Here is a 14,833-nt window from a genome sequence, read left to right on the forward strand (position 1 = left end):
GTCTGGGGACGCTCAGGAATCCGGCTCCGGCGTCTCTTCCCCCAGTTGCGGAGCTGGCACCCAGAAAAAGCCCAAGGCATGGGCTAGGCTTCCCAGGCGCTCGCTGGAGGTCCAGCTAATCAGCCAGGGCGAACTCAGCAGCCCGAGCGTGATCGGCGAGAACCACAGGCCGACCACCGGGTCGAACCAGGCCAGCGCGGCGAAGGCCAGACCGAGCACGAGGTGCTCGCGCAGGTCGGCAAGGGTCGACAGCACCGGGATGCGGCGAGCCTCGCGCACCTGGGCCGACCAGCCGGAGGGAATTCCCAGCGCCATTGCCAGCAAGCTCTTGGTCTGGGTCATCATGATCACCGGCGCCATCAGCATCGCCAGGGGAATATCGAGCGCCACGGATCGCACGATGCGCGCAGCGCCGCCGAAGCTGCGCCTGCGGGCGGCGGACGACAGCATCCAGGTCAATCCCATCAGCTTGGGGCCGAACAGCAGCAGCAGCGTGAGCCACAGCACCCAGGAAGTCGAGATCCCCATCAGCGTGGCCTCGCGGGAAAAGATCACCTGCAAGGCGCTGGTCAGCAGCAGCAACAGCCAACCCGGCGAGGTCAGGTAGGCCGAGGCGCCGAGCAGCAGGTGCAGCCGGCTGGCCCAGTGCAGCCCCGAGGTGCCGAGCAGCCGCAGGTGTTGGAGGTTACCCTGCATCCAGCGCCTGTCGCGCTTGGCGTAGTCGATGATCGACGGCGGGAATTCCTCGTAGCTGCCGTCGATCATCACCATGTGAACCGCCCAGCCACGTCGGCGCAGCAGAGCCGACTCGAACATGTCGTGGCTCTGAATATGGCCGCCTAACGGATGCTTGCCCGGCAACTCGGGCAGGCCGCAGCTCTGCGCGAACGCGCGCGTGCGCACAATCGCGTTGTGGCCCCAGAAATTGGCTTCCGAGCCCGACCACCACAGCAGGCCCGCTGTGGCGATGGGGCCGTAGGCTTCGCTGGCGAACTGCATCCAGCGCTGGAACAGGGTGTGCGCGTTAGTGATCATCGGCACCGTCTGCAGCAATCCGATCGACGGCCGTTCCTCCATGATCGACGCCATGCCCACGATGGCGTCACCGCTCATCAGGCTGTCGGCGTCGAGCACCAGCATGCACTCGTAGGCGGCGCCGAACCGGCGCACCCAATCGGCGATGTTGCCCGGTTTGCGTGCGGTGTTGTGCTCGCGCCGTCGGTAGTACACCGCGATGGGGGCCTCGCGCGCCAACGCGAGCCACGCCGCCTGCTCGCGCCCGCCGTTGTCCTCGCTCGAGTCGCTCAGCACGAAAAAGTCGATCCAGGCGGCTCCCCCTGCCGCAGCGATGGAGCGCGCCATGGTGCGCACGCGGCCGAAGGTGGCGTCGACATCCTCGTTGTAGACCGGCATCAGTACCGCGACGCGATGGCGCAGCGGCTGCGCCGGGCTGGGCACCGGCGTGAAGCCCGGATGATCCCCGCTGATCAGCTTGTAGAAGCCGATGGCCGAATTCACGAAGCCGAAGGAGATCCACCCGAACAGCGGCACGAACATCACCAGCAGCACGATGTCGAGCGCGTTGACCTGTTCGCGCGCGAGCACCATGCGCAGTTGCGTGGACGCCGCCAGCGCGAGCACGGCCGTCAGCGCGATGAGCAGCAGGCGCTTGATCAGCAGGCCGTGCGGCTGGGTCTTCACCTCGATCGCCCCCGGAGGTGGGCCGTCCAGTCGCTGGATAGGCATGTCGAGCGCGGCCTCGGGAGGCAGCATCGGGGGCGCGGGGTTTATCGCGTGATTAGCGGACATGGCGTATGCGTGCGCGGTGACTCAATCCTCGAGCGTGACCACGACGGTCTCACTGAGCGCCTGCGTCCCGCGGCGCAGGAACAAGCGGAACTCCTTTTGCGCCAGCCCCGTCAGGCGCAGGTCCAGCACGACGCGCCAGGAATTTTTGCGGCCGTACAGGCGATGGGCGCGCAGGCCCATGACCGCGGAGGCCGGCAGGTTGGTCAGCGCCTGCACGCCGCTGGCATCATCCAGCCCGGCCAGCACATCGCCGCGGAAGTCGAACACGTACTTGCGCGTGGACGGATCGGGCGGGGTGTCGGCCTGGCCGGCCGGCCCGATCAACAGATTGCAGCAGTGCGCGTTGGCGTCGGTGCTGGGATCGGCGGATGTCCACGTCAACCGGTACGCCACGTCGCGGCGCTGTCCGGCGCGCGCCGGTTCGTCGGCAACCCAGAATGCGCCGATGTTGTCCACGGTCTCCGAGATCGACGCCATCTCGTAGAGCATCACGCTGCCTGTGCCCCAGTCGCCCTGGGGCTGCACCCACAGCGAAGGCCGCAGTTCGTAGAACAACGTGTCGTCCTCGTAGTTGGTGAAATCGCGATCGCGCTGCATGAGGCCGAAGCCGCTCGGGTGATCGGCGCGGAAGGCGCTCATGCGCGCCTGAGCCGGGTTGTGGAGAGGGCGCCAGATGCGCTCGCCGGCTCCGGTGCGGATGGCCAGCCCCCCCGAGTCGTGCACCTGCGGACGCCAGTCGCCGATGGGGCGGGCATGCGGCATGCCGTCGGCGCGCGTCTGGTCGTAGAGGAACATGCTGGTCTGCGGGGCGATGCCCAGGCGCTGCACATCGCGTCGCAGGAATAGCGCACAACGCACGTCCTGCACCACGTCCACGCCTTCGTGACGCCAGGTGTCGATGGCGTAGGCGCCGGCCAGCGAAGGGCCGTCGAGTAGGGCGTGGGTGATCACGTGGTCGTCCGACGGCTGCTCGATCCAGAAGTCGGTGAAGGCCGGGAACTCCTCCGGCCCCGGCAAGCCGGTGTCCACCGAGATGCCCCGTGCCGAAAGGCCGTAGCGGTTGGACGTCCCCGAGCAGCGAAAGTACGAGGCCCCGAGAAAAGCCATCCAGTCGGTGCGCGCGTCGGGCGCCAGCACGCGCCAGCCGGCCGGATCGGCGGTCTGTCCGCCGCCGAACAGCCCATGCGTGTCGATCAGTCTCCTGGCCACGCCGTGGTCGACGACATGGATGGACACGGCCAGCGGCGCCACGCCGCGGCGCGGCGGGAACAGGCGCACCGTACCCGTCACCGCGTCGGCGGCGCCGTAGGCCAGGCGCACGAAGGCGTCGGAGTCCGATACCGCGTGCGCCGACGGCCGGGGCGCCACGTAGGACCGGCCCGCGAGCCGGCGCGCGCGCTCGACCAGCAGATCCCAGGAAAACGGCCGCGGCGGGCCCAAGCGGCCGCCGCCTGCGGCGAAGGCCATGCCGGGTTGCAGCAGCCCGGCGGCCAGCGAAGCAAGCGCGCCGCTGGCCTGGCGGCGGGTGAACTTGGGAGCGGAGGGGGTCATGGTGCCGTGGGGGTCGATGGCGCGATGGCTGGGTCACGGATCGGAAGACCGGGTTTCGGGCCTGACGCGCCCGGCGCCTCGCGCCAGCCGATGATCGCCAACTGTCCCGGACGCACCGGCCCGCCGAGGATCTGCGTGCGATTGCCGTCGCTGGGACCGGCGATGATGGACACGCTGCGCGCCGTGCCGTCGACGTCAAGCAGGCAGAGGCTGCTGCGTTCGAGTTCGGGTTGCGCCGAGCAATGGGGGGCGAAGGCCAGCGCCGTGTTCGGCGCCAGCAGCACATGGTGGCGAACCGGCAGGGTCATTTTGAGCGTGGCTGCGGCGGCCGGCGGAATGCGCGGGTCGGCTGCCAGCGCGAACACGGCCTGGCGCACACCCGCCGGGTCGGTGGTGGTACGCAGCAAAGTGGCGGCGCGCTCTGCGCCATCGATGCCGGAGATGACCACGCGTGCCGACTGCCCCGCGGGCAGCGACTCGATACCAGGGGGCAGCGGCACGATCACGCGCGCGGGGGCGTCCAGCGGCGCCAGTTCGAGCAGCGGCTGTCCGGCCCGGACCTGACTGCCCGGCGCCACCAGCGGCCGGACCACCACCCCGGCGATGGGAGCGCGCGGCAGCGTGGCCTGCAGATTGGCCATGTCGTCGTCGAGGCGGCGCTGGGCCGCAGCGAGCAGCACACGATCCCGCCGCACCGCGAGTGCCGCGCTGCGCACCGCAGCGCGCGCGGTGTCCATCTCGTCCAGCGAGGGCACGCGGTGGGCCGACTCGCGCCACACCTTGTCGTACCGCGCGATCCGGGCGTCGGCCAGCCTGGACTCCACGAAGGCACGCGCCAGTTGGTCGCGCGCGGCGGCCAGCGCCAGGCGGTCGGCATCGATAGCCTGTGCAAAAGCGCTGGTATCCACCACGGCCAGCGCCTGGCCGGGTGCCACCGTGTCGCCCGGAGCCACCGGTACTGCGGTGATCAAGGCATCTCGCGGCGCACGCACCGTGATTTCGCCGACCAGGTAGGCCCGGCCTTTGATGGACAGTTGCGGACGCAGGTCGCCGCGAATAATCGGCGCCATGTAGTACGGGGTCGTGTTGCCCTCGAGAAAACGCAGCAGCAAGCTGCCCGCCACCCCCAGCGCCAGCAGCAGCAGCGTGATGCTGATCCAGCGCCGCGCGCGACTGCGTGGGCGTGCGTCCAGCAGCGCATCGACCTGCGAGGCGTCGTTCGGCTTAGCCACGGCAGTCTCCGGCTGCCAGCGGCATGTCTCCGACCGAGCTGCGCGTCGGCTCGCGCAGCCTGGCCTGGTTCCTGCGCAGACCGACGTCGGTCCACAGATCGATCGCCGCGCGCGCCAGCCGCGCCCGGGTGTCGATGCGCGCCTCGCGCACCGCCAGTTGCGCGGTTTGCGCCACGTACAGAGTGGCGAAATCACCGGTCCCCAGGCGGTAGGCAGCGCGCGCATCGTCCGCGGTGCGCTCAGCGTCGCGCTCGAGCTCGGGCAGTGCGGCCTCGCGCGCCCGCACCTCGGCCAGCACGGCGCGCAGGCCAGCCGCTTGCGCGTCGTCGCATGCCGCCGCAGCCGCGCCGTCGACGTCGAGCCAAGGCACTTGAGCGCCGTCGGCGACCCACAATCCCAGTTGCCATGGCGCGACCGCCGCACGCCGTGCCAGCGTCGCTTCGGCCGCGGCCAGGTGAGCGCGCGTGTCGGCAAGCGCGCTCGCATTGGTGCCGATCAGCGACGCCGCCAGTCCGCTGTCAACCCCCGAGACCAGCCCGGCCTCGTAGCGCCAGCGCGCGAAGTCGGCATTGTCGTGGAACCGATCCTGGAACGCCTGGCGCAAGGCCAGGTTCCATTGCAGGCGGCGCACCTCGACGTAAGCGCGCGCGATGCGCGCGGCCTTGCGCTGGCGCGCGTCGGCCAGCCGCACGGCCTGCACTTCGGGGGAATCGGGCATCTGCTGCAGCATGCGGCCGACCCAGCGGGCGAGGCGGAAGCGCCACTGCTGCGAGCGCGCCTGCAGGTCGCCCAGGGCGCGGGCTTCGCGGACCAGGAGCGGGTTCGCCGCCAGCCCGTGGTCGATCAGCCGAGCCAGCAAGGGGTCGTCGACCTCTGTCCACCACGGCACACTGGGAGCCGAGTCGGCGCTCACTGCGGCTTCGGATATCTGTGCACCGGCGGGGCTTTGCAGCGAGGCGCAACCGCCCAACGTGCACAGCACGAGTAACCCGATCCAAAGGGCTTGGAATGTTCTGAACAAGGGACGTCGGAATCTGAAACAGGAGGCAAAAATAGATGCCGTGATGGGAGAATGGTACGAAGTGTCGCGGTCTGCACCCGCGCCGCCGACGCTTTCATGTGCCAACCGGAACACGCTCACGGTACGGCATGAGTCTACCCACCGCCGCCTACCCGCCCGGCGATTGCGCCTCGGAGCGGTCGGCCATCGGGCTGGCTCGGTCGCCTTCGCGCCGGCACCATGGACGGCATGACCAGTTCCGCAGGCTCCGGGGCCACGGCCAGTCGACCTCAATCGTTCGAGCGGGCCCGCGCGCACGCCATGCGCTGTCCGCGCCAGCCCCGTCGTCGGCAAGGTCGATGTCGTCCTTCATAGCTATGAGGGCCATCAGGGCGGCATCGGCAACCGCGGGTCCAGAGGTCGGTCCGGCCATGAAGTCAATTCTTGAGTTTGAAGACTTCAACACAGCCGCGGGGACACGTCTTGTCGCCCGCGGCCACTGGTACGAAAGCACGGCCATTGCCCGGATCTGCGGCCACCGAATGGGCGTGTCGACCGCTGGGGATGTTCTCGACCCAATGTGGTCGGCGCGCGTCGATCACGCCCAATACCGGGCCACCTGGATTAGCCACCGCCGCGAGCATAAAGTCACCACTGGCGGAGTCGAACCAGACTTCGTCGGAGCCGCCGACCTGATGGAAAGTCCGCAGGATCTTGCCCGAAACGGGATCGAGCAGTAATGAAACTGCCTTGAAGCCGGCGGCGACCGCGTCGTCGCTGCAGCCCACCAGCAGCTTGCCGCCGGGGCCGAGCGCCAGCCCCCCCGGCATGCAGCGCGCCAAGTCGTGCACGCCTGTCAGCCGGGCGCTGCGCGGGTCGATTACCGCGATGCCTCCTCGCGCCGCGACGCCGTCGAGTTCCGGAACGGCGACGTACACCATGCCGGTTCGCGGGTCCCACAAGGGCTGCTCCAGCCCGCCTGTGGCTTGCGGCAGCCTCAGCCTGGCGCGCACGCGGTAGGGGGCCCTTGAAGAGATGAAACTGAGAAAGGGCGGGTCGTCTGCGTTGTTCGCTGCGATCACCAGGTGGTCGCGGGGGTCGTAGGCGAGTTCATCCACCTGTTTGCTTCCGCCAGTGGCGACGGTCGCGACGATGCGCCGCGAGCGCATGTCGGCGACGCGCACCAAGCTGCCGCCATCACCCGCCCAGAGCCGTGTGCCATTGATCATGACCACGCCGTTCGGCCCGCCCTGGCCTGCGCCGACCGGCCCGGCGAACCCGGGTATGCGCCCGAGAAACTGCAGCGTTCGGGTGTCGATCAGATCCACGCCGTGGTTGGAGCGATCGGCGAGGGCGTACACCCCGTCCTGGGCATAGCCGATGTCGAAACTGCGCAAGGCGTTCCCGGGAATGTTGATGGTTCGCGGGGGTTGGAACATGGACTCGGCGTGCGCTGAACCTGTCGCGCAAATCAGCAATGCCAGACAGGAGAGAAGACGGGAAACCGGCGGCGTCATACGGGGCCCTATCAGGGTTCAACATGGAAGCGTGCAGCGGCTCGGCAGGCACGGCGGTATTGAAGCAATGCGCCAACACGATAGCAACGCCGACTTAGTTCGGCCTTAGCCTCGTAATCTGTGACCTCGCTACATGAGGCAATCTCAGGAAGTGCTCGCTACGGCGCCGTCGCAGCAGCATATCTGCCAGAGCCAGTGCGTCGCCCGGCGTGAACGCTGCCTCGAAAGCCGGGTGGAGCCGCGCCAAAGCCTCGGCGGTGGCGTCGAACACCTCAGGGAATCCCAGCGCATCGAGGCCAATCAACTCGCCATCCCTTTGCATTGCGGCGCAGCAGCCGTAGGTTCTGCGCTAAGAAAAGCAGGTCGGCTCCGGCGTCCCGGAGTGAGGCGAGAGCACCGGAGAGGCCTGCGTCCTCCAGGATCTTGCCGAAGTCGGATCGCCACCGCGGCCGGATGTAGGGCGGATTGCAAACCGCAACGTCCACGGTGCCCAGGCGAAGTCCGATCTTGTCCGAGAGCGCTTCATCAAGCGCATCATGCACAAAGTGGCTGTGCTTCAAGCTCGGCCCATTGTGTTCCGCATCCAGTCGTTTCGGGGCTTGGCGATCAACATCGACCGTGACGAGCCGAGCGTCGTGCCAACGGCTGGCGGCAGCCGAACATAGTGCTCCGGAGCCTGAACCCAGCTCCAGCACCACTTTTGGCTTGCTTACTTCGATGCGCTCGATAAGCGAGTGGCTGACTTCATCCGAGGTGTAGTACCGCCCCCATGGGTCGGAGTGCTGACCCGACCGGGTCAGGTGTTGCCTGAGGCCACTTGGTGACGCCGTCATCTCTCCCGCCTTACGCAACGCCATTGTTATAGAGCGTCGGTCGCCCCAACGTAAGCGTTTGCCGAACCCATCTTTTCAATGAGTCTGAGCTGAGCGAAGCTTGGGTTTTTTCGGGGGCTCCATGCGATCAGACAAACTCAGTGAAGAGCGGATTGATGAGATTCTGGCGATCCTCGATGAACTCAAAGCCAGCGGGATGAAGGCCGAAGCGTTTGCGCAAAGCAAGGGGCTGGGCTACGGGCAACTGCGCGGCTGGCTGTCGAGCGCGCCGCGCTGGCGCGCCCAACGCGCGGGTCTGGCCCTGCCGCCTCGGCGCAGCGCCTTCGTGCGCGCCCACTGCAACCCGTCCCCCGCTGCGGCTGCGGAGGGAAGCCCCCATCCCGGACACGCCCGCATCACCTGCGAGGGGGCCCAGCGCCGCGCCCAGATTGACTGGCCCGTGGCCCACGCAGCCGAGTGCGCGCAGTGGCTGCAGGCCTGGCTGGGATAAGCCATGCTGCGCATTGAGGCCATCTGGCTGGCCGTGGGCGCCAGCGATCTGCGCGGCGGCATGGATAGCCTGCTGGGCCAGGTTGTGGCCCGGTTTGGCTCGGCCCAGCGCCACCATGCCTACGTGTTTGCCAACCGCCGCGCCACCCGGCTGAAGGTGCTCGTCTTTGATGGCTCGGGGATCTGGCTGTGCACGCGCCGACTGCAAGAAGGCCGGTTTGCCTGGCCGCAGGAGGACCGTGAGGCGCTGCACCTGAGTGCCGAGCAATGGAGTTGGCTGGCCGCCGGGCTGCCGTGGCAGCGCATGACCGCGCACGCCACCGCCAGCGCCATTGCCGTGGTGTAGTCCCCCGGACGTTTGTCGATCGGGGCAACTCCCGATTCTCGCGCGCGCGTGCGCGCGAGAGAATTCGGCATGGTCAGCGCCATCGACGACGACAAACTCCAGTCCCTGGGCGACGATCCGGCGGCGCAGTACGCGCGCACGGTCATTGCGCAGTTCGGTGCACAGATCGCGCACCAGCGTGCCGAGCTCAAATTTCAATCGACCAAGATTGCGGCCCTGAGCTTCGAGCTGGCGCGCCTCAAGCAATGGCGCTTCGGCCAGTCCAGCGAGAGCCTGGACACGCAAGGCCAGCTCTTCGACGCCAAGACGCAGGCGCTGCTGCAAGCCGAGGAACAGGCCGAGGACCGCGCCGCCGATGCGGAGCGCACCGCCCCAGGCAAACGTCGCCCCAAACGCCAGCCCCTGCCCAGCCAGTTGCCGCGCATCGAGCATCGCTACGAGATCGACTCCGGCCTGTGCCCGCAGGGCCACACCCTGCGCCGTATCGGGGAGGAGATCAGCGAGCAACTCGACTGCGAGCCCACGCGTTTCTTCGTGCACCGGCACATCCGCGGCAAGTATGCCTGCGCCTGCTGCCAGACGGTGTTGGCTGCACCCCTGCCAGCGCAACTCATTGACAAAGGCATTCCCGCCCCCGGCCTGCTGGCGCAGGTGGTGCTGGCCAAGCACGACGATCACCTGCCGCTGTACCGCCAGGAGGAGATTTACCGCCGCAGCGGCGTGCACCTCCCGCGCTCGAGCCTGGCGCAGTGGGTGGGCCTGTGCGGGGTGCGCCTGGAACCGCTGGCCCAGGCCCTCAAAGACCATCTGCTGGAGCAACCCGTGCTGCATGCCGATGAGACCCCCGGTAGCCGAGCTGGCGCCGGGCACGGGCAAGACACACCGCGCTTATGTCTGGGTCTACCGCAGCGCGGCTACGCCGGCGGTGGTGTTTGACTATTGCGCCAGTCGTGCCGGTGCGCATGCGCGCGACTTCCTGCAGGATTGGTCAGGCACCTTGCTCACCGATGACTTCAGCGGCTACAAGGCGCTGTATGCCCAGGGGAGCATTGTGGAGGCGGGGTGCTGGGCGCATGTACGCAGAAAGTTCTTCGAGGCGCACAAGCTGGCGGGCAGCGCCATCGCGCAGGAGGCGCTTGAGCGCATCAAAGCCTTGTATGCCATTGAGCAGACCCTTCGGGAGCATCCGCCCGATGCGCGCACCGCGCTGCGCCAGCGCCAAAGCCAACCCCTGCTCGAGGCCTTGCACGCCTGGCTGATCGAGCAACGCCCGCTTCTGGCCAAGGCCGACGCCACGGCGCGGGCCATCGACTATGCGCTGGGCCGCTGGCGGGCGTTGTGTGTGTTTGCCACCGATGGGCGCGTGCCGATCGATAACAACGCGGTGGAAAACGCCATTCGGCCTCTCGCACTCGGGCGCCGAAACTGGCTCTTCGTGGGCTCGCCCCAGGCCGGCCGCCGAGCCGCCGTGCTCATGACGCTGATCGAATCGGCCAAGCTCTGCGAGGTCGACCCCTGGGCCTATCTCAAGGACGTGCTGACGAAGCTGCCCACCTGGCCCAACAGCCGTCTGGGCGAATTGCTGCCCCACAACTGGGCGAAAACCAATCCCCCTGCACTCAGCACCTGACCTTCACTTCGGGTGTCAAGAGGGGTTCCCTGCACGCTTACGCCCCAACGTCCCGATTACGCCTCCCAAAATTGTATCTAAGGCTGGGCCTTCGGAAGTCCGCTCTCGCTGCAAAGCGGCCACTGGGCGGGACAGGCCTTGTGACTGGAACGGGTCGTGACCGGCCTCTAGGCCGAATCTGGCGAGAGTCCGTTCATGCCGATGTCCGGGCCTTTGGCGGTTTCGGTCAAAAGTACCCTCGGAGCTGGAAAGCTCCTCGCGACTGGAGTGTCGGGCCTAATCCTTGGGTTGTCACTCAAGGGTCAGCAAAATTGCATGCTCGATAACGCGTGGTTATAGCCTGCGCGACATCCAGTCCCCGTATCGCCCGCGATGTCCAGTGCCGTGCCAGCAGCGCAATGCGTGGGGCCAAATCGGCCCTCAGGCCGCGACGCTGCGTGGTCGCTGTTTGCGACTTCATGTGCATGCCTCGCGAGCCCGCATTCTGCCTTGATCGTTGTTTGCGACTTTAATGTACCGTTTGCGACTTTAATTGCACGGAACAGGAATATCGAAGTCTTTCTCATCTCACTCCACCGTCACACTCTTGGCCAGGTTGCGGGGCTTGTCCACATCGGTGCCGCGGGCGGTGGCGGTGTGGTAGGCCAGCAGTTGCAGGGGTACGACGTGGAGGATGGGGGAGAGCGCGCCGTAGTGTTCGGGCAGGCGGATGAGGTGCACGCCTTCGCTGGCTTCGATCTGGCCGTCGGCGTCGGCGAAGACGTAGAGCTCGCCGCCGCGGGCGCGCACTTCCTGCAGGTTGCTCTTGAGTTTGTCGAGCAGCGCGTCGCGCGGGGCGACGGCGACCACGGGCATGGCTTCGGTCACCAGCGCCAGCGGGCCGTGCTTGAGTTCGCCCGCGGGGTAGGCCTCGGCGTGGATGTAGGTGATTTCCTTGAGCTTGAGGGCGCCTTCGAGGGCGATGGGGTAGTGCATGCCGCGCCCAAGGAACAGGGCGTTTTCGCGGCGGGCGAACTGCTCGGCCCAGGCGATGATCTGCGGCTCCAGCGCCAGCACGCTTTGCACGGCGGCGGGCAGGTGACGCAGGGAGGTGAGCATGGTGGTTTCAGCCTCGTCGCTCAGGCGGCCTTTGGCGCGGGCCAGCGCCCCGGCCAGCAGGTAGAGCGCAACGAGTTGGGTGGTGAAGGCCTTGGTCGAGGCCACGCCGATTTCGGCGCCGGCGCGGGTGAAGAACTGCATGGCGGTTTCGCGCGCCATGGCGCTGGTGGCGACGTTGACCACAGCCAGGGTGTGGGTGTGGCCGAGTTGCTTGGCGTGTTTGAGCGCGGCCAGCGTGTCGGCGGTTTCGCCCGACTGGGAAATGACGACGACCAGCGCGCTCGGGTCGGGCACTGAGTCGCGGTAGCGGTATTCGCTGGCGACCTCCACCTCAACGGGCACGCGGGCGATGGATTCGATCCAGTACTTGGCTGTGAGCCCGGCGTAGAAGCTGGTGCCGCAGGCCAGAATGCGCACGCCGCTGATGCTGGGGAACACGCTTTCGGCCTGCGCGCCGAACAGTGCGGGGGTGATGGCCTGGATGCCGTCGAGCGTGTCGGCGATGGCGCGCGGCTGCTCGAAAATTTCTTTCTGCATGAAGTGGCGGTAAGGGCCAAGCTCCACGGCGGCGGTGTAGGCGGTGATGGTGCGCACCTCGCGTTCGACGGGCTTGTGGGCGCGGTCGACGATCCACACCTTGCCCAGTTGCAGGTCGGCCACATCGCCGTCTTCGAGGAAGATGAATTGGTCGGTGGTGCCGGCCAGCGCCAGTGCGTCCGAGGCGAGGAAGTTTTCATTCTGCCCAAGGCCGACGACCAGCGGTGAACCGTCGCGCGCGCCGATGATGCGGTGCGGCTCCTCGCGGCTGAACACCGCAATTGCATACGCGCCGTGCAGTTGCTGTGTAGCGGCCTGCACCGCCTCGAACAGATCGCCGGCGTAGAGGTGATCGATCAGGTGGGCGATGACTTCGGTGTCGGTCTGGCTCTCGAACTGGTAGCCGTCTGACTGCAGCATGGCGCGCAGCGCCTCGTAGTTTTCGATGATGCCGTTGTGCACCACGGCGATGTGCGCCGACTGGCTGGAGGTGTTGGGCCCGGCCGAGAAATGCGGGTGTGCGTTGCGGGTGGTGGGCGCGCCGTGCGTGGCCCAGCGGGTGTGGGCGATGCCGGTGAAGGCTTGCAGGTCGTGCGTTTGCGCGTCGAGTTCGGCCACGCGCGACACGCTACGGGCGCGCTGCAACTGGCCGTCGGCATAGACGGCCACGCCGCAGGAGTCATAGCCGCGATATTCCAGGCGGCGCAGGCCCTCGATCAACACCGGAACGATATTGCGTTGCGCCACGGCGCCGACGATTCCACACATGAACAGACTCCCTTGGGTTGCGTTGGGCGCCATGATAGGCAGGCGCCCGTGAAATGAGTCGGCAATATTTCACGAAAAATGATTACAGATTCCACCACTATTAGTGCATGGAATAAAATTACAAAAATGACTAGGAAATGGAATGAAAATGGAACCGATTGAGCTCGACGAAGCCGACCGGCGCTTGCTCGATGTGCTGCAGCAGGATTGCGCGCTGAGCAACCAAGAGCTGGCGCAGCGCGCCCACCTCACCCCGCCCACCTGTCTGCGCCGGGTGCGGCGGCTGGTGGAGGCGGGGGTGATCGAGCGGCGCATCGCGGTGCTCAACCCCGAACGGGTGGGGGCGGGGCTGACCGTGATTGTCGAGATCACCCTGGCCGAGCAGGCGGCCGAGCGCATGGCGGCATTCGAGGCGCTGGTGGCCGAAGTGCCCGAGGTGCAGCAGTGCTACCGCGTGTCGCCCGGGCCGGACTTCGTGCTGGTGTTGCTGGTCGTGGACATGGCGGCTTATCACGCCCTGGTGCACCGGTTGTTTACCGCGGCGAATCAGGTGCGCAATGTGCGCGCGTTTTTTTCGGTGCACCGCAGCAAGTTCGCGCCGCGCGTGCCTGGACTTATTTCTTCTTGACCGGGCGGCTCCAGCCGTCGAGGGTGACGGCCTTGGCGCGTGCGACCGTGAGCTTGCCGGCCGGCACGTTTTTGCTCACCGTGGAGCCCGCGCCCACCGTAGCGCCCGCACCGATGGTGATGGGCGCGACCAGCACCGAGTTGGAGCCGGTGTGTGCATCGTCTTCAATCACGGTGCGGTGTTTGTTGGCGCCGTCGTAGTTGGCCACGATGGTGCCCGCGCCGATATTGACCCGCGAGCCCACCGTGGCGTCACCCACATAGCTCAAGTGGTTGGCCTTGGAGCCCGGGCCCAGCGTGCCGTTTTTCACTTCGACGAAGTTGCCGATGTGTACGCCATCGGCCAGGGCAGTTGCGGGCCGCAGCCGGGCGAAGGGGCCGATGATCGCGCCCGCGCCGATGCTCGCGCCGTCGAGATGGCAGAAGGGATGCACCACCGTGCCCGCGCCCACACGCACATCGCGCAGCACGGCGTAGGGCCCCACGCGGGCGCCGTCGGCCAGATGCACTTCGCCTTCGAACACGCAGCCCACGTCGATGAACACATCGCGGCCACAGTGCAGCGCGCCGCGCACGTCGATGCGGCTCGGGTCGGCCAGGGTGACGCCCGCGTCGAGCAGGCGGCGCGCAGTGCGCAGTTGCACCACGCGCTCCAGATGCGCGAGCTGGCTGCGGTCGTTCACGCCGAGCACATCGTCCGCGTCGGCCACGGTGGAGGCGCGCACCGGCACACCGTCGGCCACGGCCAGGGCCACCACGTCGGTGAGGTAGTACTCGCCCTGCGCGTTGTCGTTGCGCAACTGGCCCAGCCAGCGGCGCAGGGCGGGCAGCGGCGCGCACAGAATGCCGGTGTTGCATTCGCGCACCGCGCGCTGCGCCGGCGTGGCGTCTTTGTGTTCGACGATGCCCTGCACCGCGCCGTCGGCACTACGCAGAATGCGGCCATAGCCTGTCGGGTCGTCCAGCTCGACGGTGAGCAGGGCGAGCGCGCCCGTCTGCGCCTGCGCCACCAGCGGCGCTAGGCTAGCGGCGGGCGCCAGCGGCACGTCGCCATAGAGCACCAGGCACACGCCGTCACCCGGCAGGTCCGGCAGGGCTTGCTGTACCGCATGGCCGGTGCCGAGCTGCGGCTCCTGCAGCGCAAAGCGCAGGTGTGCCTGATGGGCAAAAGCCTCTTGCACCCGCTGCGCGCCGAAACCGGTGACCACCACTACGCGCTCGGCCGATAGGTGATGCACGGTATCGAGCACATGGCCGAGCAGCGGTTTGCCCGCCAGCGGCTGCAGCACTTTGGGAGCGTCGGAGCGCATGCGCGTGCCCTTGCCTGCGGCAAGGACGACGACGGAAAGGGCGGAGGAGGGGGTTTGGGCGATCGTCATGCCGCGCATTCTAAGGA

The 14,833-nt window shown here is 67.6% G+C and carries 11 protein-coding genes and 1 pseudogene; 4 read left to right on the forward strand and 8 right to left on the reverse strand.

Going from position 1 to position 14,833, the window contains the following annotated elements; translation table 11 throughout:
- Window positions 1–12: 12 nt before the first annotated feature.
- The 6 genes from mdoH to THI_RS18345 all read right to left on the reverse strand — a co-directional run bounded on the left by mdoH (window position 13) and on the right by THI_RS18345 (window position 7,966).
- Complete coding sequence (mdoH, locus tag THI_RS03230; RefSeq protein ID WP_013104793.1) at window positions 13–1,809, reverse strand: glucans biosynthesis glucosyltransferase MdoH; 1,797 nt, start codon at window positions 1,807–1,809, stop codon at window positions 13–15.
- A gap of 21 nt (window positions 1,810–1,830) precedes the next feature.
- Window positions 1,831–3,360, reverse strand: a complete 1,530-nt coding sequence (locus THI_RS03235) for a glucan biosynthesis protein D (RefSeq protein WP_013104794.1) — start codon at window positions 3,358–3,360, stop codon at window positions 1,831–1,833.
- Window positions 3,357–4,592, reverse strand: a complete 1,236-nt coding sequence (locus THI_RS03240) for an efflux RND transporter periplasmic adaptor subunit (RefSeq protein WP_013104795.1) — start codon at window positions 4,590–4,592, stop codon at window positions 3,357–3,359. Before THI_RS03240 ends, THI_RS03235 begins: the two co-directional genes overlap by 4 nt.
- Window positions 4,585–5,613, reverse strand: coding sequence for a TolC family protein (locus THI_RS03245; protein ID WP_231836348.1), 1,029 nt, complete (start codon window positions 5,611–5,613; stop codon window positions 4,585–4,587). The genes THI_RS03240 and THI_RS03245 overlap by 8 nt, the downstream gene beginning before the upstream one ends.
- 416 nt (window positions 5,614–6,029) lie before the next feature.
- A complete protein-coding gene (locus THI_RS03255) occupies window positions 6,030–7,031 on the reverse strand; it encodes a YncE family protein (protein ID WP_013104798.1) in 1,002 nt (333 codons plus the stop codon).
- A 350-nt stretch (window positions 7,032–7,381) separates the two neighbouring features.
- Complete coding sequence (locus THI_RS18345) at window positions 7,382–7,966, reverse strand: methyltransferase (RefSeq protein WP_013104799.1); 585 nt, start codon at window positions 7,964–7,966, stop codon at window positions 7,382–7,384.
- A 97-nt stretch (window positions 7,967–8,063) separates the two neighbouring features.
- Here THI_RS18345 and THI_RS03265 point away from each other — a divergent pair, with 97 nt between their 5' ends.
- The 3 genes and pseudogenes from THI_RS03265 to THI_RS03275 all read left to right on the forward strand — a co-directional run bounded on the left by THI_RS03265 (window position 8,064) and on the right by THI_RS03275 (window position 10,407).
- Complete coding sequence (locus THI_RS03265) at window positions 8,064–8,432, forward strand: hypothetical protein (protein WP_013104728.1); 369 nt, start codon at window positions 8,064–8,066, stop codon at window positions 8,430–8,432.
- Window positions 8,433–8,435: 3 nt separating this feature from the next.
- On the forward strand, window positions 8,436–8,777 hold the full coding sequence (gene tnpB / locus THI_RS03270) for an IS66 family insertion sequence element accessory protein TnpB (protein WP_013104727.1): 342 nt from the start codon (window positions 8,436–8,438) through the stop codon (window positions 8,775–8,777).
- Between the two features lie 69 nt (window positions 8,778–8,846).
- Window positions 8,847–10,407 (forward strand): annotated as a pseudogene (locus THI_RS03275) (IS66-like element ISThsp3 family transposase).
- 567 nt (window positions 10,408–10,974) lie between these two features.
- Here THI_RS03275 and glmS read toward each other — a convergent pair.
- On the reverse strand, window positions 10,975–12,810 hold the full coding sequence (gene glmS, locus THI_RS03280; RefSeq protein ID WP_013104800.1) for a glutamine--fructose-6-phosphate transaminase (isomerizing): 1,836 nt from the start codon (window positions 12,808–12,810) through the stop codon (window positions 10,975–10,977).
- Between the two features lie 142 nt (window positions 12,811–12,952).
- Between glmS and THI_RS03285 the strand changes: the two genes are divergently transcribed.
- Complete coding sequence (locus THI_RS03285; protein ID WP_013104801.1) at window positions 12,953–13,438, forward strand: Lrp/AsnC family transcriptional regulator; 486 nt, start codon at window positions 12,953–12,955, stop codon at window positions 13,436–13,438.
- On the opposite strand, the gene glmU is transcribed toward THI_RS03285, so the two are convergent.
- On the reverse strand, window positions 13,425–14,816 hold the full coding sequence (glmU, locus tag THI_RS03290) for a bifunctional UDP-N-acetylglucosamine diphosphorylase/glucosamine-1-phosphate N-acetyltransferase GlmU (protein ID WP_013104802.1): 1,392 nt from the start codon (window positions 14,814–14,816) through the stop codon (window positions 13,425–13,427). The genes THI_RS03285 and glmU overlap by 14 nt on opposite strands.
- Window positions 14,817–14,833 lie beyond the last annotated feature (17 nt).

Source organism: Thiomonas arsenitoxydans (assembly GCF_000253115.1).
GTDB lineage: Bacteria > Pseudomonadota > Gammaproteobacteria > Burkholderiales > Burkholderiaceae_C > Thiomonas > Thiomonas arsenitoxydans.